Genomic DNA, 17,623 nt, shown 5'->3' with positions numbered 1-17,623 from the left:
TGGACAGCCAACAGCTACACGAGGTTACTCGGTGAGAATCGCGGTCACCGGGGCCAGCGGGGTGCTCGGCCGCGGCCTGGTCGCCCGGCTGCTCAGCCAGGGCCACCATGTCGCAGGAATCGCCCGCCATCGGCCCCGAAGTTGGCCGAGCACAGCCGAGTTCGTCGCCGCGGATATCCGCGACGCCGCCGCCGTCGCGCGCGCCGTCGCAGGCGCGGATGTCGTCGTGCACTGCGCCTGGGCGAGGAGTCCCGGACCAGACGAACGGATCAGCGAGAAAGTCAACCTCGAAGGCACCCAAAACGTCCTTGACGCGATGGCCGGCAGCGGGCGGATGGTGTTCGTCTCCTCAGCGCATGCTCTCGATCCAGCTGTAGCCGAAGGACGCTGCAAGGCCCGGGTGGAGAAGATGCTCGCCGACTCCGGCGCGCACTGGGTCGCGATCCGGCCCGCGCTCATCGTCGGCCGAAACGTCGACAACTGGGTCCGCCGGGCGTTGGCGTTGCCGGTGCTTCCCGACATCGACGGGGCCGCGGACCGCCCTGTGCAGGTCGTCCACCTCGACGACGCCCTTCGCCTGCTGACCCGCGCCGTCCTGAACCCCGAAACAAGCAGCGGTCCGGTCAATTTGGCTGCCCCCGGCGAGCTGACATTTCGCGAAATCGCCCGGGTACTCGGCCGTCCTGTCATGCCACTGGCGGCGGTGCCGTCAGGACTGCGACGACGGGTCACCTCCTTCGCCGAACTGGAACTGATACAAAGGGCCCCGGCGCTGGACACCGCGCGGCTGCGCGACGAGTGGGGATTCCGAACCGCCTGGAACGCCGATGAATCCGTGCAAGACTTCGCGCTGACGGTGCGTGGCCGCGTGACCGTCGGTCGACGGGTGGTGTCACTGCCGTGGCGCATGGCCAACATCTCGGATCTGCCCGCCCCCGATGCACCGGCCGACGACGGTGTGGTGCCCAGATTGGCGGGGCCAGAAGGGGTTAACGGAGAATTCGACACGCCCATCGATCCGCGCTTCCCCACCTATCTGGCGACCAATCTGTCGGAGGCGCTGCCCGGTCCCTTCTCGCCGTCGTCGGCGTCGGCGACCGTACGCGGCCTGCGGGCGGGCGGCGTGGCCATCGCCGAGCGCCTGCGTCCGGGCGGTGTGGTACAGCAGGAAATCGCGACGCGAACCGTTGCGGTGTTCGCCCATCGGCTTTACGGCGCAATCACCTCGGCGCATTTCATGGCCGAAACGGTGCCATTCGCCAAGCCCACGACGATCGTCAGCAACAGCGGATTTTTCGGCCCCAGCATGGCGTCGTTGCCGGTCTTCGGCGAGCATCGGCCGCTGTCCGAATCCGGGCGGGCGCGCAGACAACTGCGCACCCTCCGGAACATCGGGGTCTTCGGTGTCAACCTGGTGGGCCTGAGCGCCGGATCACCCCGTGACACCGAGGATTTCGTCGCCGACGTCGATCGCCTGGAGCAACTCGCCGGCGGCGACCTCACAGCACTCGACGATCGCCGCCTGCTCAGCCTGATCTTGTTGGCACGCGACCACGTCGTGCACGGATGGGTACTGGCGTCCGCGTCATTCATGCTGTGCGCAGCATTCAACGTGCTGTTGCGCGGCCTGTGCGGCCGAGACACCACGACGCCGGCAGGACCGGACTTGGTGAGTGCGCGGTCGGTGGAGGCGGTGCAGCGGTTGGTGGCTGCCGCGCAACGCGATCCGGGTGTGATGCGGCTGCTCGGCGAACCGGGGGAGCGCCTGGACAAGCTGGCGGTCGAGGCACCCGAGTTTCATGCCGCGGTACTGGCCGAGCTGGCGCTGATCGGTCATCGCGGTCCGGCGGAAGTCGAGATGCTGTCGACCAGCTACGCCGACGACCCCGAACTGCTGGTGCGGATGGTGGCCAAGGCATTGAGCGCGCCACCGGCACCGGAACCACGACACCCGGTGATTCCGTTGCGCGCCAAGCCCGTTGCGACGCTGGCCGCACGTCAGCTGCGCGACCGGGAAGCCCGTCGCGACAAGATGGTGCGCGCGATCTGGGTGCTACGCGGACTGCTGCGCGAATACGGACGCCGGTCGGCTGACGCCGGTGTCTTCGCCAAACCGGACGACGTGTTCTACCTGTTGGTCGACGAGCTGGACGAATTCGATCGGCTCCCAGCAGACGTCACTGAATTGGTGGCCCGCCGGCGTGTCGAACAACGCAGGCTGACCGCCGTCGTTCCCCCCACGGTATTCAGCGGAAGCTGGCAGCCGTCGATCCCGTCGTCGCCGGCGCTGACCGCCGGGGACACGCTGCGCGGTGTCGGCGTGTGCGGGGGCCGGGTACGCGGCCGGGTGCGGATCGTGCGGCCCGAGACCATCGACGACCTGCTGCCCGGCGAGATCCTCGTCGCCGAGGTCACCGATGTCGGATACACCGCCGCCTTCTGCTACGCGGCGGCCGTGGTGACCGAACTGGGCGGCCCGATGTCGCACGCCGCCGTGGTCGCGCGCGAGTTCGGGTTTCCGTGCGTGGTGGACGTGCAGGGAGCCACTCGGCACCTGCCACCGGGAGCGCTCATCGAGGTCGACGGCAGCACCGGCGAGATCCATGTGCTCGAACCGGCAGCTAGCGAGAACTCCCACAACTCCACGCTCAGCAGCTGAACGCGATGCCGACGCCGTCGGGTGGCGGCACCGACCGCAGGCAACCGAACGGCTCGATGCCGGCGCTGCTGAACCGCGCGGCCGACTGGTGGGCGTAGTTGACGCAGAAAACCCCGGCCCGATCGGCGCGGCAACGGTAGTCACCGAACGCCAGCGAGTCGCCGGCTGCCAATTGCGACCCGTCGCCGTACAGGAACGGGCCTGGATCGGCGCGCACCGACCCCACCTGCAGGATGATGCCGTCGAAGTCCACCCAGCCGCTCTTCCAGTCGCCGTACGCCGTCTCGGGTTTGGGCGGAGGACTGTTCAGGCTGATCAGGCAGGACAGCGTGCCGTCGGTGTGTTTGGAGTCCGTCATGCAGGTCACCGGCCGGCCCGTGTCGGATTGCCCCGATGGCAGAACGAACGCGATGTCGGTGCCGAGCTGGGTGCTGATGCCGGCCCGGCTCGCGCTGTGGTAACCGCCGGGGTCGACGGAATGACCAGCCTCGATCCAGGCAATGACGTCGGAGATCGGCGCTCCGGCGGCGGGTGCGGCCGATGGCGTCGCCGGTTTACTCGCCGTCCCGCTGGCGGAAGCCCTGGTAGGGGAAGTGGGAACGCTGGTTTGCGGCTGCCCGGAACGGTCGCCGACCGGGTGCGAGCATCCGGCAACCAGCAACGACAGTGCGACCAGCGCGGCGATCCGCATCCCGCCAGGCTAACCGCCGCGGGCGGATTTGCGGCGCTCCCGAACGCTTTGCATACGCAGTGTCGGCTACCGTCGGGGATATGCACGAGCGCACAGTCCGCGCACACACAGCGTCCGGCATCGTCGAAGGGTTCACCCGCGACGGCGTGAACCGATGGCGATCCATCCCCTACGCACGGCCACCGATCGGGCCGCTGCGACTCGCGGCGCCACAACCTGCCCAGCCCTGGTCCGGCGTTCGCCACTGCCACGGCTTCGGCAACTGCGCGCCCCAGCAACGCCGCTACACGATGCTCGGTGTGGGCAGGTACCAGCCGATGAGCGAGGACTGCCTGACCCTCAACGTGGTCACACCCGAAGCCACCGCCCGCGAACCCCTGCCGGTCATGGTCTTCATCCACGGCGGCGGGTATTTCCTGGGTAGCTCGGCAACACCGCTCTACGACGGTGCCGCGCTGGCCCGCCGCGGTTGTGTCTACGTGTCCGTGAACTACCGGCTCGGCGCGCTGGGATGTTTGGATCTGTCGTCGCTGTCAACACCGGAGATCACCTTCGACAGCAACTTGTACCTGCGGGATTTGGTGCTGGCGTTGCAGTGGGTCCGGGACAACATCGCGGGATTCGGCGGCGATCCGGACAATGTCACCATCTTCGGCGAGAGCGCGGGCGCGTGTATCACCGCCACGTTGCTGGCGGTGCCCGCCGCCAAAGGGCTATTCGCCCAGGCGATCTCGGAGAGCCCGGCGTCGGGACTGGTGCGGTCCAGAGAGATTGCGGCGGAGTTCGCGAACCGGTTCGCCGAGCTGCTCGGCGCGCGCAAGGACGACGCCGCCGACGTGCTGATGCGGGCATCCGCCGCGCAACTGGTGGAAGCGCAACACCGTCTGATCGACCAGGGCATGCAAAAGAGGTTGGGCGCCTTTCCGATTGGTCCCGTCTTCGGCGATGACATGCTGCCGATGGACCCGGTCGAGGCGATGCGCTCCGGAAGCGCGCACCCAGTACCGCTCATTGTGGGCACCAACGCCGAAGAGGGCCGGTTGTTCACCCGCTTCCTGCCAATGCTGCCGACCAACGAATCGATGGTCGAAGAACTGCTCGCCGACGCCGAACCCGATGCCCGCCAACGCATTACCGCCGCCTACCCGGATTACCCCGCGTCGTCGGCCTGCATCCAGCTCGGCGGTGACTTCGCCTTCAGCTCGGCGGCGTGGCAAATTGCCGAGGCGCACGGCGACCACGCGCCCACCTATCTGTATCGATATGACTACGCCCCGCGGACGTTGCGCTGGTCAGGGTTCGGAGCGACCCACGCCACCGAACTGTTCGCCGTCTTCGACATCTACCGCACCAGGTTCGGCGCGTTGCTCACCGCGGCGGCCGATCGGCGCACCGCGTTGCGGGTCAGCAATCAGGTACAGCGACGGTGGCAGGCGTTCAGCCGCACCGGGATTCCCGGCGACGACTGGCCGGCCTACACCCGAACCGACCGTGCCGTGATGGTTTTCGACCGCAAGTGCCGCGTCGAGTTCGACCCGCACCAGCACCGCCGGATGGCCTGGGACGGCTTCTCGCTGGCACGCTGATCCTCATGGCCCCCAGCCCCGAGCAAGACACCCACATCATCGAACGGCCGGGCGATCTCACCGCGCCATGGCTGACCACCACGATCGGCGCCGGAACCGTCGCCGATTTCGCCGTAGAGCGCATCGGCACCGGACAGATGAGCGAGTGCTACCGCGTCCTACTGACATATGCGGACCCACAAGCCGAACCGGGCCGTCCCGCGTCGGTAGTGCTGAAGGTCGCGGCAACCGACCCGGTGAGCCGGCAGACCGGCCTGGCTCTGGGCCTTTACGAGCGTGAAGTCCGCTTCTACCGCGACATCGCGCCACGGCTCTGCGGGCCGATAGCGCCGTGCTACCACGCGATGGTCGACGCGTCGACGGGCGCATTCGACTTGCTGCTCGGCGACGCCGGCCCGGCGGTCGTCGGCGACGAAATCGCCGGCGCCACAAACGAACAGGCGGCAATCGCCGTCGCCGAATTGGGCCGCTTGCACGGCCCGCTGCTGGGAGATGAGGCCCTGGCCGAAGCGCCGTGGCTCAACCGCGAGGCTCCACTGACCCAGGCGACGATCACTGCACTCTATGCCGGCTTCGTCGACCGCTACGCCGACCGGATCGCCCCGGCCCACCGCGTGGTGTGCGAAGCCCTGGTCGCCTCATTCGACGCGTACCTCGCGCAGGAGGCGGATCGTGCCGCTGAGGGCGGCGGCATGCAGGGCCTGGTGCACGGCGATTACCGGCTGGACAACATGCTGTTCGGCCAGGCGGGGGCTGACCGGGCGCTGACCGTGGTCGATTGGCAGACCGTTTCGTGGGGTCCGGCGCTGACCGACCTGGCGTACTTCTTGGGCTGCGCCCTGCCGACGCCGGATCGTCGCGAACAGCACGACACATTGCTGAGGGCCTATCACGAGCCGCTCGGTCCCGGCGCCCCGATCACGCTCGCCGACGTCCGCGAGGGAGTGCGGCGGCAGAGCTTTTTCGGGGTGATGATGGCGATCGTCTCGTCGATGCTGGTGGAACGCACCGATCGGGGCGACCGGATGTTCATGACGATGCTGCAACGGCACTGCGACCACGTGCTGGACACCGACGCGTTGGCAACTTTGCCTGCCCCGGCGGCACCGGAGCCGCTGCGGCCGTCGGAGGACGACGAACTCGCTCATACCGCGACGGCCGAGCCGCTGTGGAGCGAGAGCTGGTACGCCGACTTCGTCGATGCGGCACAGGGATTGGGTGGCTGGTTCCGGGTCGGGCTGGTCGCGAACCAGCAGATGGCGTGGGTGCACGCACTGCTGTGCGGACCCGACCTGCCGACCGTCGCGCTCGTGGAGGTCGAAGTCCCGCTGCCCGAAGACCCGTGGGTGCTGCGCGGAGGCGCCGTCGAAGTCGGCCACTCGGCCGGCTCGCCGCTGCGGACGTATCGCGTCGAACTGCGCGGACGGGGAGAGGCTTATCCCGACCCGTCGGCCTTACTGCGCGGCGAACCCGGCTCTCCCGTCGAGGTGGCCATGAATTTGGAGTGGATCACCGACGGCGTCCCGTACAAATACCGGGTGACCACACGCTACGAGATTCCGTGCATTGTCTCGGGGACAGTCACCGTCGACGACAAGACCTACCGCATCGACTCGGTTCCCGGACAGCGTGACCACTCCTGGGGAGTACGCGACTGGTGGAGCATGGACTGGATGTGGAGCGCGCTGCACCTGGACGACGGCAGCCATCTGCACGGGCTGCAGGTCAAGATTCCGAACACTCCCGCGATGGGCATCGGCTACTTACAGGCCCCCGACCGGCAGGTCGCCGAGCTGCAGACAGTGAACACTCGAGAAGCCTTCGGCGCCAACGGATTACCGCAACATACGACGCTGCATCTGGGCCCGAGCGGCGGCGCGGCGAATATCGACGCCGACATTGCCGTAGTCGCGCACGCGCCCGTGCTCCTGACGTCCATCGATGGACGGGTGAGCCACTTCCCGCGGGCCTGGGTCAGCGTCAGCACCGCGGACGGGCGCACCGGCGTCGGCTGGATGGAATGGAATCGCAACCAGACTTGAGCACATGTCCAAGACAGTCGTGGTGATGGGTGTCGCCGGCTCGGGCAAGTCGACGGTGGGTGCCGCTCTCGCGCGACGGCTTCGGGTGCCCTTCGTTGACGCCGACAGCCTGCACCCGCCGGCCAATATCGCGAAAATGACCGCGGGGCAACCGCTCGACGACGACGATCGCTACCCCTGGCTGGAACGGGTCGGTGACTGGCTGGCCGACCATGCCGACGGCGGCGTGGCGAGTTGTTCGGCGCTCAAACGCAAGTACCGCGACCAGCTGCGCCAGCACTGCGCGGGCACCCGGTTTCTGCACCTCAGCGGTTCTCCAGAGATGATTCAGCGCCGATTGGCTGGCAGACCAGACCATTTCATGCCTGCCGAGCTGCTGCGGTCGCAATTCGATGCCCTGGAACCGCTCGGTGAAGACGAGGCGGGGGTCACCGTCGATGCCGGCCTGGACGTTCAGTCCATCGTCGAGGCTTTCCCCGCCGGCGCCGCGCCGGATGCCGAACGCTAGCTAGCGCAAACGGCGCTTGACCTTACGCCGGAGTTTGCGGGTGCGGCCATCGCTGCCCACTTCGTCGATACGGTCCCGCGCGGCATCGGCCCATGCACTGCCACGCGCCACCGCCGTGTCGGCGAACTGGCTGCCCTGGTGGCGTGCGGTATCGGCGAGGTCCAGCCCGCGCTCGCGGGCAATCTCGGCGAGGTCCAGCCCGCGTTCCCTGGCGGCTTCGGCCAGGTCCAGCCCGCGTTCCCGGGTGGTTTCGGCGAGGTCCAGGCCACGCTCCCGGGCGGTACGGGCCAGCTTCTTGGAGCGCTTGCGTGCTTTCTTGGCCAGCGGCGCGCTGCGTTCGGCGGCGGTGCTGGCCAGTTCGCGGCCACGTTCGAGCGCGGCTTCGGCGTACGGCGCGCTGCGTTCGGCTGCGGTGCTGGCCAGTTCGCGGCCACGCTCGAGCGCGGCTTCGGCATATGGCGCGCTGCGTTCGGCCGCTGTGCTGGCGAGTTCGCGACCGCGCTCGGCGCCGGCCTGCAGGCCGTGCACGATCCTCTCGCCGAGGTCCGAGTCGAGCAGGCCGTCGTCAGAACCAGGCAGCGCCGAGGTCACCGCCCCAGAAAGCCGTTCGGCGGCCCGGCGACCGCGCCACCCCAGCGACGGCTTGCCCTCGGTATCGGCCGAGGCGATGATCAGCCCGCCCAGCAGGCTGACGTCGGCCAAGAAAGCACGCCGCTGCTCGGCTTTGCGGTCGGGATCGGATTCAGTCCAGAACATGTGCGCGCCGAGGTTGGCGGGTATCACGGTCAGCGCCAGCGCGGCCGAGGCGACGCGGGGCATCCGGCCGGCGGCCAGCAGCAGCCCGCCGCCGATCTGGACGGCCGCGTTGATCTTTGCGAACGTCTCGGGGTCGCTCGGAACGTTGCTGCTCACCGCATCTGGCATGGAACGCAGGCCGTCTACCGCAGGCGCGGCGGCTTGCGCCGCCCGCTTGGGGTTGAGCAGGGAATCCACTCCCTGGCCGATGAACACTGCCGACAGCATGGGTCGCGCGATTCTACGGATCAACATTGCCGTGGATTACCCCACTGGCTGACTGGCAAACAATCCCAGGACTGCAGGTGGCAGGGCTATCTCGAGCCTCTCCCGAGGCTAGGGTTGTCGTGTGCGGGCCCTGATCATCGTCGACGTGCAGAACGATTTCTGCGAAGGGGGTTCGCTGGCGGTCACCGGCGGCGCTGCGGTGGCCCGCGCGATCAACAACTACCTGGCCGGTGACCCGGGTTATCAGCATGTGCTGGCTACCAAGGACTTCCACATCGACCCGGGAGACCATTTCTCTGACCGGCCCGACTTCTCGTCGTCGTGGCCACCGCATTGCATCGCCGACACCCCGGGTGCGGAGTTTCACCCCGACCTCGACACCGGCCCCATCGAAGTGGTCTTCCGGAAAGGCGCCTACGACGCCGGCTACAGCGGCTTCGAAGGCGTCGACGAGCACGGGACCCCGCTGCGCGAATGGCTGCGCCAGCGCGAAGTCGACCAGGTCGACATAGTGGGGCTGGCCACTGATCACTGCGTCCGGCGCACCGCCGTGGACGCCGCAAGAGCCGGCTTGGCCACCCGGGTTCTGGTGCACCTGACAGCTGGGGTGTCGGCCGATACCACTGAAAAGGCTCTGGTGGAGATGCGCGGAGCCGGCGTCGCGTTGGCCGGGAGCGGCTGATGGCAGCACCGAAGAATCGCGACGATCTGTTGGCCACAGTGGAGCGATCCCCGCAGGCAGCCGCCGCGCACGACCGCAACGGCTGGGTGCAGCTGTTCACCAGCGACGCCCAGGTCGAAGACCCGGTGGGATCGCAGCCGCACGTGGGGCATGAGCGGATCGAGCGCTTCTATGACACCTTCATCGGTCCGCGGGACATCAAATTTCATCGTGACCTCGATATCGTTTCCGGCTCCACCGTGTTGCGCGATCTCGAACTGGAGGTGGCGATGGGTCCGGGCGTGACGATGTACATTCCCGCGTTTCTCCGGTACGACCTCCGAGAGGTCAACGGCGAGTGGAAAATCGCCCGACTACGGGCTTATTGGGAGTTGCCTGCCATGATGCTGCAGTTCCTGCGATCCGGACGGTCCGCGCTGGCCCCTGCCGTGAAACTGTCCAGAGGTTTGTTGAGCAATCAGGGCGTGGGTGGCGCCGCGGGTTTCCTGGCGGGCTTTCGCCGTCCGGGCGCGCGCCACAAGCGCCTGGTGGAAAATTTCCTGCAAGCCGTCGCGCGGGCCGACAAGTCCGCGGCGCTGCGTGCGCTATCCTCCACTGCGCCAATTACTTTGGGCGACGGCGAGCCGTTTGACATCATCGAACTCATCGAACAACTCAAAGGTTCCAGCTGGACCAAGATCAACGGCGCGGGACCTACGGTCACGGTCGGGCTCAACTCGACTCACGGGCGCGGCATCCTGTTCGCCGACACGGCGGGGCGGGGCAACAGCATCAACCGGCTTCGCTACTTTCCGGCCTGATCGCGCTGCTGGCCATGGCTCAACGCCGAACACTGCTCAATGGGCCACCATCAGCGCCAGCGACGCCGTCGACAGCAGTAAGTAGGCGCCCGGAAAGGCGATGTTGTAGAGAACCTTGGCCCTCAGGTGGGTCACGACCGCGCCGACGAAGAACAAAACCAGACCGGCCGCGGCGGCAATTCCCAACGCCCGCAAGCCAAGAAGCCCGATGACCAGTCCGACGGCACCGGCCAGTTTGGCCGCCCCGAGTGCCGGTAACCACGGCCGCGGCACACCGACCTCGGCCGAGTTGGCCAGCACGAAATCGGCAGGAACGAAGTCGGCTATGGCGATTCCCGCGGTGACGACGGCGGTGGTGGCCGTGACCGCGATGAAAACGGTGTCTATGGTCATGGTGTTGGTCTCCTCTGCAGGACATCGGTTGAAGGTTGTGTCGTCTTCTTGACGACTCCTGCGCTGGAAAGGTGACCCATGCAAGCACCGAAAGATGTCGCCGAGTTGGCGCGACGGTTCGATGCGGACCGGCGACACCTCAGATCGGTCGCGTTCCAGCTGCTCGGCTCCGTCGCCGACGCCGACGACGCGGTGCAATCGGCGTGGCTGAGAGCCAGCCGCTCGGATTTCGGCGTCGTCGACAACCTCACCGGCTGGTTGACGACGATCACCGCGCGCGAGGCCCTTGACCAGCTCAAAGCTCGCAAGCGTCGAGCCGAGTGGCCGCTGGCGGGGCCGGAAGAACTGGACCGAGTGACCGGGAGAGTGGCCGCACCGGCCGACGAGGACGCATTACTGGTGGACTCGGTCGGCCGCGCGCTGCTCGTCGTTCTCGATCGGCTCTCGCCCGCCCAGCGGGTGGCTTTCGTGTTGCACGACGTGTTCGCCGTGCCGTTCGAGACCATCGCCGATCTTTTGGACCGGTCGCCTGCGGCCGCGAAAAAGCTCGCCAGCCGGGCCCGTGGTCGAGTACATGCGGATCGTGTGGCTCAGCCGCCGCGGATGGCCAAGCACGTCGAGATCGTCGACGCGTTCATGGCGGCCTCGCGCGGTGGTGACATTGCGACGTTGCTCGATCTGCTGGCCCCCGACGTCGTCCGCCGGGTCGACCGCGTGCTGGTTCCCGACCTGGATCCCGACCTTGTGCCGACGGAGCTGCGCGGGGCCAGGGAGGTCGCCGAGGAGACCCGACTGTTCGCCCAGCGCGCGCAGCTGGGTGCCGTGCTGTTGATCGACGGAGTCCCGGGTATTGCAGTCGCACCGGCAGGACGCGCGCACACGCTGCTCCGGATCGGGTTCGACGACGACGACCGGATCCGCTCAATCGACATCACCGCCGATGTGCACCGGGCCGTTCTCACGTTGCCGGGCTGACGATCCTCAGGCAGACCACAGCCCAGTCCGGTACCAAGGTTCTCAAACGCTGGCGGGTTGACCAGCGACGGACCAGGATCGGGACATCATGTTCGATAGGCCGTTCGGACGCAGGAGCCTGCTGCGGGGAGCCGGTGCGCTCGCCGCGGCGTCGCTTCCGTCGTGGGCGGCCGGCTGCGCTCCCGACGACGATGCGTTGACCTTTTTCTTCGCGGCCAATCCGGACGAAGCCGCCGCCCGGATGCGTATCGTCGACGAATTCCAGCGCCGCCATCCGGGGATCAAGGTTCGGCCGGTGCTGTCCGGGCCGGGGGTGATGCAACAGCTGTCGACGTTCTGCGCCGGCGGCAGGTGCCCGGATGTGCTGATGGCGTGGGAGCTGACCTACGCCGAACTCGCCGACCGCGGGGTGTTGCTGGACCTCAACACCTTCCTGGCGAAGGACAAAGCGTTCGCAACCCAACTGAAGACCGACAGCATCGGAGAACTCTATGAAACGTTCACGTTCAACAGCGGCCACTACGCGTTTCCCGAGCAATGGTCGGGCAACTATCTGTTCTACAACAAACGGCTGTTCGCCGAGGCCGGGGTCCCGTCCCCGCCCGCCACATGGGAAAAGCCATGGAGCTTCGGCGAATTCCTCGAGGCCGCGAAGGCCCTCACCAAACGGGACCGATCGGGCCGGGCTACCCAATGGGGATTCGTCAACACCTGGGTCTCGTTCTACTCCGCGGGCTTGTTCGCCATGAACAACGGTGTGGCGTGGGCCAATCCGCGGACGAACCCGACCCATCTCAACTTCGGTGACGACGCGTTCGTCGACGCCGTGCAGTTCTACGCCGACCTGTCCAACAAACACAGGGTGGCGCCCAACGCGTCGGAGACACAGTCGATGTCAACGCCGGACCTGTTTGCGGTCGGCAAAGCGGCGATGGCGCTGGGTGGGCATTGGCGCTACCAGACATTCATCCGCGCCGAGGGGCTCGATTTCGACGTCACCTCGTTGCCGATCGGTCCGGGGCGCAAGGACCGGCCGGCCTGCTCGGATATCGGGGCGACCGGGCTGGCCATCTCCGCGAGCAGCCGACGCAAGGAACGGGCCTGGGAATTCGTCAAATTCGCGGCCGGCCCGGTCGGCCAGGCCTTGATCGGTGAGTCCTGCCTGTTCGTCCCGGTACTGCGGTCGGCCTTGAACTCCGACGGATTCGCCAATGCTCACCGCAGGGTCGGCAACCTCGCCGTGCTCACCGAAGGGCCCGCCTACTCGGGCGGCCTGCCGATCACTCCGGCTTGGGAAAAGGTCGTCGCCTTGATGGACCGCAACTTCGGGCCGGTGCTGCGCGGAACCCGGCCGGCGACATCGCTGATCGCGCTATCGCGCGCCACGGAAGAAGTCCTGCGAAACCCATGACATCGACCGACACCGCCGCCGCGCCCGCCGTCGCGAAAAGGCGCTCGTCACGCCGACGCGCGTGGGCGGGCCGGATGTTCGTCGCACCCAACCTGGCGGCAGTGACGGTGTTCATGTTGTTCCCGCTCGGCTTCTCGCTGTACATGAGCTTTCAGCGATGGGACGTGTTCACGTCGACGAAGTTCGTGGGACTGAAGAATTTCCACGAGTTGTTCACTTCGGATCCGCTGTTTCTCATCGCATTGCGCAATTCGGTGATCTACACCGTCGGGACCGTGGTGCCGACGCTCCTCATCAGCCTCTTGGTGGCCGGGATGCTGAACCGAAAAATCAAGGGTATCGGCATCTTTCGGACCATCGTATTTCTGCCGTTGGCCATCTCGTCGGTGGTGATGGCGGTCATCTGGCAATTCGTGTTCAACACCGACAGCGGGCTGCTCAACATCATGCTCGGCTGGGTCGGAATCCACCCCATCCCATGGCTGGTCGAACCCAGGTGGGCGATGGTTTCGCTATGCCTGGTCAGTGTGTGGCGGGCCGTGCCGTTCGCCACCGTGATCTTGCTGGCGGCGATGCAGGGCGTTCCGGAAACCGTCTACGAGGCGGCCAAAATCGATGGTGCGGGCGAAGTTCGGCAGTTTGTGTCCATCACGGTGCCATTGATTCGCGGGGCGATCTCGTTCGTGGTGGTCATCTCGATCATCCACGCGTTTCAGGCGTTTGACTTGGTCTATGTCCTCAACGGCGCCAACGGCGGACCGGAAACCGCCACTTACGTCCTGGGGATCATGCTGTTCCAGCACGCGTTCTCGTTCCTGGAATTCGGCTACGCCTCCGCACTGGCGTGGGTGATGTTCGCGATCCTGCTGGTGTTGACCGTGCTGCAATTGCGGCTCACTCGGCGGCGGTCTTGGGAGGCTTCCCGTGGTCTCAGCTGAGCGTCCTGAGCGCGTACTGACCCGCAAGGTTTTGCGTGCGGTTCTCGTGTACACCGTTTTGCTCGGCATCGCATGGTGTGCCTTGTTTCCGATCGTGTGGGCGGTGTCGGGTTCACTGAAGAAGGAAGGGGAGATCAGCGAGCCTAGACTGCTGCCCGCTCACCCGCGCTGGTCCAACTACTTAGAGGTATTTCAGTTGATGCCGTTCGGCCGGATGTTCTTCAACACCGTGCTCTATGCCGGATGCGTCACCGCCGGGCAGGTGTTCTTCTGCTCGCTGGCCGGATATGCCTTCGCACGACTGGACTTTCGCGGCCGCGACGCGTTGTTCGTCTTGTATCTGGCCACGCTGATGGTTCCGTTGACGGTGACCGTCATCCCGCAATTCATCCTGATGCGGATGGTGGGTTGGGTCGACACTCCCTGGGCGATGATCGTGCCGGGCTTGTTCGGCAGCGCATTCGGCACCTACCTCATGCGGCAGTTCTTCGCCACCCTTCCGGCCGATCTCGAGGAAGCGGCGATACTCGACGGTTGCTCCCCATGGCAGATCTACTGGAGAATCCTGCTGCCTCATGCCCGGCCCGCGGTGATGGTGCTGGCCGTACTCACGTGGGTCAACGTGTGGAACGATTTTCTGTGGCCGCTGCTGATGCTGCAACGCAACAGCTTGGCCACGCTGACTCTTGGTCTGGTTCGGATGCGGGGTGAATATGTGGCGCGGTGGCCGGTGTTGATGGCCACCTCGATGCTGATCCTGTTGCCGTTGGTCATCATCTACGCGATCGCCCAGCGATCCTTCATCCGCGGCATCGCCGTCACCGGATTGGGCGGCTGAGATGGCTTCGGTAAGTTTCGAGCAGGCGACGCGCACGTTCCCCGGTACGGGGCGACCGGCGCTGGATCGCCTCGATTTGGCTGTCAGCGACGGCGAATTCGTCGTTCTGGTCGGGCCATCCGGTTGCGGAAAGACGACGTCGCTGCGGATGGTCGCCGGTTTGGAAACCGTGGATTTCGGGGCCATCCGCATCGGGGACCGCGACGTCACGCATGCCGATCCCAAGGACCGCGACGTCGCCATGGTCTTTCAGAACTACGCGCTGTACCCACACATGACGGTGGCGCAGAACATGGGTTTTGCGCTGAAGATCGCCAAGACCCCTAGGAGTGAGATCAGCGACCGGGTGCTGGCTGCGGCGAAATTGCTTGACCTGCAACCGTATCTGGATCGGAAGCCCAAGGACCTTTCCGGCGGGCAACGTCAGCGGGTGGCGATGGGGCGTGCGATCGTGCGGCGTCCCCAGGTGTTTCTGATGGACGAGCCGCTGTCCAATCTCGACGCCAAGCTGCGGGTCCAAACTCGCAATCAGATCGCGGCATTGCAACGCCAACTCGGCACCACAACGGTGTACGTGACCCACGACCAAGTGGAGGCCATGACGATGGGCGATCGCGTTGCCGTCCTCAACGACGGCGTGCTGCAGCAGTTCGCGGCGCCTCGCGAGCTTTACCGCAATCCCGCCAATGTGTTTGTCGCGGGGTTCATCGGGTCCCCGGCGATGAACCTGTTCACCATGCCTGTCGTCGAATCGTCTGTGGCGCTCGGAGATTGGCTGATCCAGTTGCCCCGCGAGATCGCGAGTTCGGCAGCCGAAGTTGTCGTCGGGGTGCGCCCCGAGCATTTCGAATTGGGCAGCGTCGGCGTCGAAATGGAGGTCGACGTGGTCGAGGAACTGGGCGCGGACGCTTACCTGTACGGGCGGATCACAGGTTCGGGTAAGGTGATCGGCCAACCGATCGTCGCGCGCGCCGACGGGCATAACCCGCCCGAGAAAGGCACTCGGGTGCGCCTGCATCCGCACCCTGGACATCTGCATTTCTTTGCGGTGGATGGCCGCCGGATGCTGCGCGAGCGGGTCGCCCCACCTTCTCGCGAGCAGACGTAGAATCGCACAATTTCGTGCCCAAACGTGCGATTCTACGTCTGCTCGCGCACCGGTGACCCGGCACTACACCCGACTTGTGGCGCGTCGCAACGATGTTTTGCCCCAACGCTTCTACTATTTCCGCGTGCTGGATCGCTATGGAACCGACGTCCTGGCGCCTGGTAGGCGCAAACCGCGTTCGACGGAACAACCCGCCGAGATCGGTCTGGTTGTCGAGGACGTCGAGAGTGGGTACGTCGGCGCGGTGGTCCGTGTCGAATATGGCCGCCTCTACCTGGAAGACCGGCGCGGCCGCACTCGCGGCTTTCCCCTGGGGCCCGGCTATCTGCTGGAAGGGCGTCCGGTCATCCTGACGCGACCACGCGGTGCGGCGCCTGCCGGCCAGGATCGGACGGCTTCGGGATCGGTCGCGGTGCCGGGTGCGCGCGCACGGGTGGCCCGCGCCAGTCGGATCTACGTCGAGGGCCGCCATGACGCCGAACTCGTCGCGCAAGTATGGGGCGAGGATCTGCGCATCGAGGGTGTGGTCGTCGAGCAGCTTGGTGGGGTAGACGACCTGGTGGACCTCGTGGCCGAGTTCGGGCCCGGTCCGCGGCGCCGACTGGGCGTTCTCGTCGACCACCTCGTCTCGGGGTCCAAGGAGGCGCGGATCGCCGACGCGGTTCGCCGCGGACCGGGCGGGACGGACACCCTGGTGGTCGGCCACCCGTATGTCGACATCTGGCAGGCCGTGAAGCCGCAGCGGCTTGGCCTGACGGCCTGGCCCAGCGTGCCGCGGCACATGGAATGGAAACACGGCGCATGCCATGCCCTCGGCATGCCGCACGCCGGCCAGGCCGACATAGCCAGGGCCTGGCGGCGCATCCGTTCGCGCGTGCGCGACTGGAACGATCTGGAGCCGGCGCTGATCGGCAGGGTCGAAGAACTCATCGACTTTGTCACGGCGGCGTAAGCTCGCGGGGATCGCCGCAGTCGGTGGCGAATTCGTAGTCGAGTAGATTTCAACCAGGACTGCATGCGGCCGGCGGCGCAGTGTGCACGGCAAGGAGCGAGATGCTGGACCCGACAACGAAATACGGGATACTAGTCGGCGTCGACGGATCAGCGGAATCCGATGCGGCGGTAGTGTGGGCCGCTCGTGAAGGTGTCATGCGCAACGTGCCTGTCACGCTGTTCCATGTTGTCGCCCCGATAATTGTCGGCTGGCCAGTGGGCCGACTCTACACGGAGATGCCGGACTGGCAGAAAGACGATGCACAGCGCGTCATCGACCGGGCCCGCAAGGCGTTGAGCACGAGCTTGGGTGACTCCGCGGGGCTACAGGTGCGCACCGAGCAGGCCTACTCCGCCGTATCGCCGACTCTGGTCGAGGCTTCCCGGGAAGCCTCGATGATCGTCGTCGGCAGTGTGGGGATGAGCGGGTTAGGACGACTGCTGCTGGGCTCGGTAAGTACGGCGGTGCTGCAGCACGCGCATGGCCCAGTCGCGGTTGTGCACTCCGACGGCGGCGTACCACCGCGCACCGACGGTGCGGTCGTGGTGGGCATCGACGGGTCGGCGGCGTCGGAGACCGCCACGGCGTTGGCGTTCGACGAAGCCTCCCGCCGAGGGGCAGAGCTTGTCGCCCTGCACGCCTGGAGCGATGTCGGCGTGTTTCCGGTGCTGGGCATGGACTGGCGCGATCGCGAACGCAACGGAGAGGAAGTGCTGGCCGAACGCCTGGCCGGTCGGCAAGAGCAGTACCCGGACGTCCAGGTACGACGAGAGCTGGTCTGCGACACGCCCGCCCGTTGGCTGCTCGAGCAGTGTGAGAGCGCGCAACTTGTGGTGCTCGGCAGTCGCGGCCGCGGCGGATTCCCCGGGATGCGCCTGGGCTCAGTGAGTTCGGCGGTAGCCCAGGCAGCAAGAATTCCGGTGATCGTCGCGCCCGCCAAAGGTATTTAGTCCCTGCAAATAGGGGATTTCGGCA

At 66.5% G+C, this 17,623-nt stretch carries 16 protein-coding genes; 13 read left to right on the top strand and 3 right to left on the bottom strand.

Features of this window, described 5'->3' with window-relative positions; all coding sequences use genetic code 11:
- Nucleotides 1-31: 31 nt before the first annotated feature.
- Nucleotides 32-2,659, top strand: a complete 2,628-nt coding sequence (locus A5791_RS15745; RefSeq protein ID WP_067238481.1) for a sugar epimerase family protein — start codon at nt 32-34, stop codon at nt 2,657-2,659.
- On the opposite strand, the gene A5791_RS15740 is transcribed toward A5791_RS15745, so the two are convergent.
- Entirely contained in the window at nt 2,649-3,350 is a 702-nt protein-coding gene (locus A5791_RS15740; RefSeq protein ID WP_067238478.1) for a hypothetical protein, read from the bottom strand. The genes A5791_RS15745 and A5791_RS15740 overlap by 11 nt on opposite strands.
- An 80-nt stretch (nt 3,351-3,430) precedes the next feature.
- On the opposite strand from A5791_RS15740, the gene A5791_RS15735 reads away from it, so the two are divergent.
- From A5791_RS15735 to A5791_RS15725, 3 genes are read left to right on the top strand one after another with little or no spacing between them, the layout of a single operon-like run.
- Entirely contained in the window at nt 3,431-4,936 is a 1,506-nt protein-coding gene (locus tag A5791_RS15735) for a carboxylesterase/lipase family protein (RefSeq protein ID WP_067238474.1), read from the top strand.
- 5 nt (nt 4,937-4,941) lie between these two features.
- Nucleotides 4,942-6,978: a phosphotransferase gene (locus A5791_RS15730; protein WP_067238469.1), complete on the top strand. Its 2,037-nt coding sequence runs from the start codon at nt 4,942-4,944 to the stop codon at nt 6,976-6,978.
- A 4-nt stretch (nt 6,979-6,982) separates the two neighbouring features.
- Entirely contained in the window at nt 6,983-7,486 is a 504-nt protein-coding gene (locus A5791_RS15725) for a gluconokinase (RefSeq protein WP_067238466.1), read from the top strand.
- Here the strand turns inward: A5791_RS15725 and A5791_RS15720 are convergent, their stop codons facing one another.
- Nucleotides 7,487-8,536, bottom strand: a complete 1,050-nt coding sequence (locus tag A5791_RS15720; RefSeq protein ID WP_067238464.1) for a DoxX family protein — start codon at nt 8,534-8,536, stop codon at nt 7,487-7,489.
- A gap of 94 nt (nt 8,537-8,630) precedes the next feature.
- Between A5791_RS15720 and pncA the strand changes: the two genes are divergently transcribed.
- Together pncA and A5791_RS15710 are read left to right on the top strand one after the other, a co-directional pair.
- Nucleotides 8,631-9,191 carry a pyrazinamidase PncA gene (pncA, locus tag A5791_RS15715; protein ID WP_067238461.1) on the top strand — a complete coding sequence of 187 codons (561 nt, stop codon included), beginning with the start codon at nt 8,631-8,633 and terminating at the stop codon, nt 9,189-9,191.
- Entirely contained in the window at nt 9,191-9,991 is an 801-nt protein-coding gene (locus tag A5791_RS15710; RefSeq protein ID WP_067238458.1) for a ketosteroid isomerase family protein, read from the top strand. The genes pncA and A5791_RS15710 overlap by 1 nt, the downstream gene beginning before the upstream one ends.
- Before the next feature lie 36 nt (nt 9,992-10,027).
- Here the strand turns inward: A5791_RS15710 and A5791_RS15705 are convergent, their stop codons facing one another.
- A complete protein-coding gene (locus A5791_RS15705) occupies nt 10,028-10,384 on the bottom strand; it encodes a DoxX family protein (protein WP_197504699.1) in 357 nt (118 codons plus the stop codon).
- A 78-nt stretch (nt 10,385-10,462) separates the two neighbouring features.
- Between A5791_RS15705 and A5791_RS15700 the strand changes: the two genes are divergently transcribed.
- From A5791_RS15700 to A5791_RS15670, 7 genes are all read left to right on the top strand, one after another.
- Nucleotides 10,463-11,359 (top strand): sigma-70 family RNA polymerase sigma factor, encoded by an 897-nt coding sequence (locus tag A5791_RS15700; protein ID WP_067238454.1) that lies wholly within the window; start codon nt 10,463-10,465, stop codon nt 11,357-11,359.
- Between the two features lie 88 nt (nt 11,360-11,447).
- A complete protein-coding gene (locus tag A5791_RS15695) occupies nt 11,448-12,770 on the top strand; it encodes a sugar ABC transporter substrate-binding protein (protein WP_067238451.1) in 1,323 nt (440 codons plus the stop codon).
- Nucleotides 12,767-13,708 carry a carbohydrate ABC transporter permease gene (locus A5791_RS15690; protein WP_067238448.1) on the top strand — a complete coding sequence of 314 codons (942 nt, stop codon included), beginning with the start codon at nt 12,767-12,769 and terminating at the stop codon, nt 13,706-13,708. Before A5791_RS15695 ends, A5791_RS15690 begins: the two co-directional genes overlap by 4 nt.
- Nucleotides 13,709-13,724: 16 nt before the next feature.
- Nucleotides 13,725-14,546, top strand: coding sequence for a carbohydrate ABC transporter permease (locus A5791_RS15685; RefSeq protein ID WP_369828085.1), 822 nt, complete (start codon nt 13,725-13,727; stop codon nt 14,544-14,546).
- Nucleotide 14,547: 1 nt separating this feature from the next.
- A complete protein-coding gene (locus tag A5791_RS15680; RefSeq protein WP_067238444.1) occupies nt 14,548-15,654 on the top strand; it encodes an ABC transporter ATP-binding protein in 1,107 nt (368 codons plus the stop codon).
- 124 nt (nt 15,655-15,778) lie between these two features.
- A complete protein-coding gene (locus A5791_RS15675; protein WP_067238676.1) occupies nt 15,779-16,606 on the top strand; it encodes a DUF3097 domain-containing protein in 828 nt (275 codons plus the stop codon).
- Between the two features lie 101 nt (nt 16,607-16,707).
- Nucleotides 16,708-17,598: a universal stress protein gene (locus A5791_RS15670; protein WP_067238443.1), complete on the top strand. Its 891-nt coding sequence runs from the start codon at nt 16,708-16,710 to the stop codon at nt 17,596-17,598.
- The last annotated feature ends 25 nt before the right edge of the window (nt 17,599-17,623 follow it).

Origin of the sequence: Mycobacterium sp. 852002-51163_SCH5372311 (assembly GCF_001667115.1) — a bacterium.
Taxonomy (GTDB): domain Bacteria; phylum Actinomycetota; class Actinomycetes; order Mycobacteriales; family Mycobacteriaceae; genus Mycobacterium.
The sequence above is the reverse complement of the archived record's forward strand: the minus strand, read 5'-3'. Positions and strand labels throughout refer to the sequence as shown.

What these genes read in the sequence shown, in the direction of transcription:
- A5791_RS15730 (WP_067238469.1), top strand. Translation starts at nt 4,942, where the DNA reads ATGGCCCCCAGCCCCGAGCAAGACACCCACATCATCGAACGGCCGGGC.
- A5791_RS15705 (WP_197504699.1), bottom strand. Translation starts at nt 10,384, where the DNA reads ATGACCATAGACACCGTTTTCATCGCGGTCACGGCCACCACCGCCGTC.
- A5791_RS15710 (WP_067238458.1), top strand. Translation starts at nt 9,191, where the DNA reads ATGGCAGCACCGAAGAATCGCGACGATCTGTTGGCCACAGTGGAGCGA.
- A5791_RS15670 (WP_067238443.1), top strand. Translation starts at nt 16,708, where the DNA reads ATGCTGGACCCGACAACGAAATACGGGATACTAGTCGGCGTCGACGGA.
- A5791_RS15735 (WP_067238474.1), top strand. Translation starts at nt 3,431, where the DNA reads ATGCACGAGCGCACAGTCCGCGCACACACAGCGTCCGGCATCGTCGAA.
- A5791_RS15740 (WP_067238478.1), bottom strand. Translation starts at nt 3,350, where the DNA reads ATGCGGATCGCCGCGCTGGTCGCACTGTCGTTGCTGGTTGCCGGATGC.
- A5791_RS15700 (WP_067238454.1), top strand. Translation starts at nt 10,463, where the DNA reads ATGCAAGCACCGAAAGATGTCGCCGAGTTGGCGCGACGGTTCGATGCG.
- A5791_RS15720 (WP_067238464.1), bottom strand. Translation starts at nt 8,536, where the DNA reads ATGTTGATCCGTAGAATCGCGCGACCCATGCTGTCGGCAGTGTTCATC.
- A5791_RS15690 (WP_067238448.1), top strand. Translation starts at nt 12,767, where the DNA reads ATGACATCGACCGACACCGCCGCCGCGCCCGCCGTCGCGAAAAGGCGC.
- A5791_RS15725 (WP_067238466.1), top strand. Translation starts at nt 6,983, where the DNA reads ATGTCCAAGACAGTCGTGGTGATGGGTGTCGCCGGCTCGGGCAAGTCG.
- A5791_RS15695 (WP_067238451.1), top strand. Translation starts at nt 11,448, where the DNA reads ATGTTCGATAGGCCGTTCGGACGCAGGAGCCTGCTGCGGGGAGCCGGT.
- A5791_RS15680 (WP_067238444.1), top strand. Translation starts at nt 14,548, where the DNA reads ATGGCTTCGGTAAGTTTCGAGCAGGCGACGCGCACGTTCCCCGGTACG.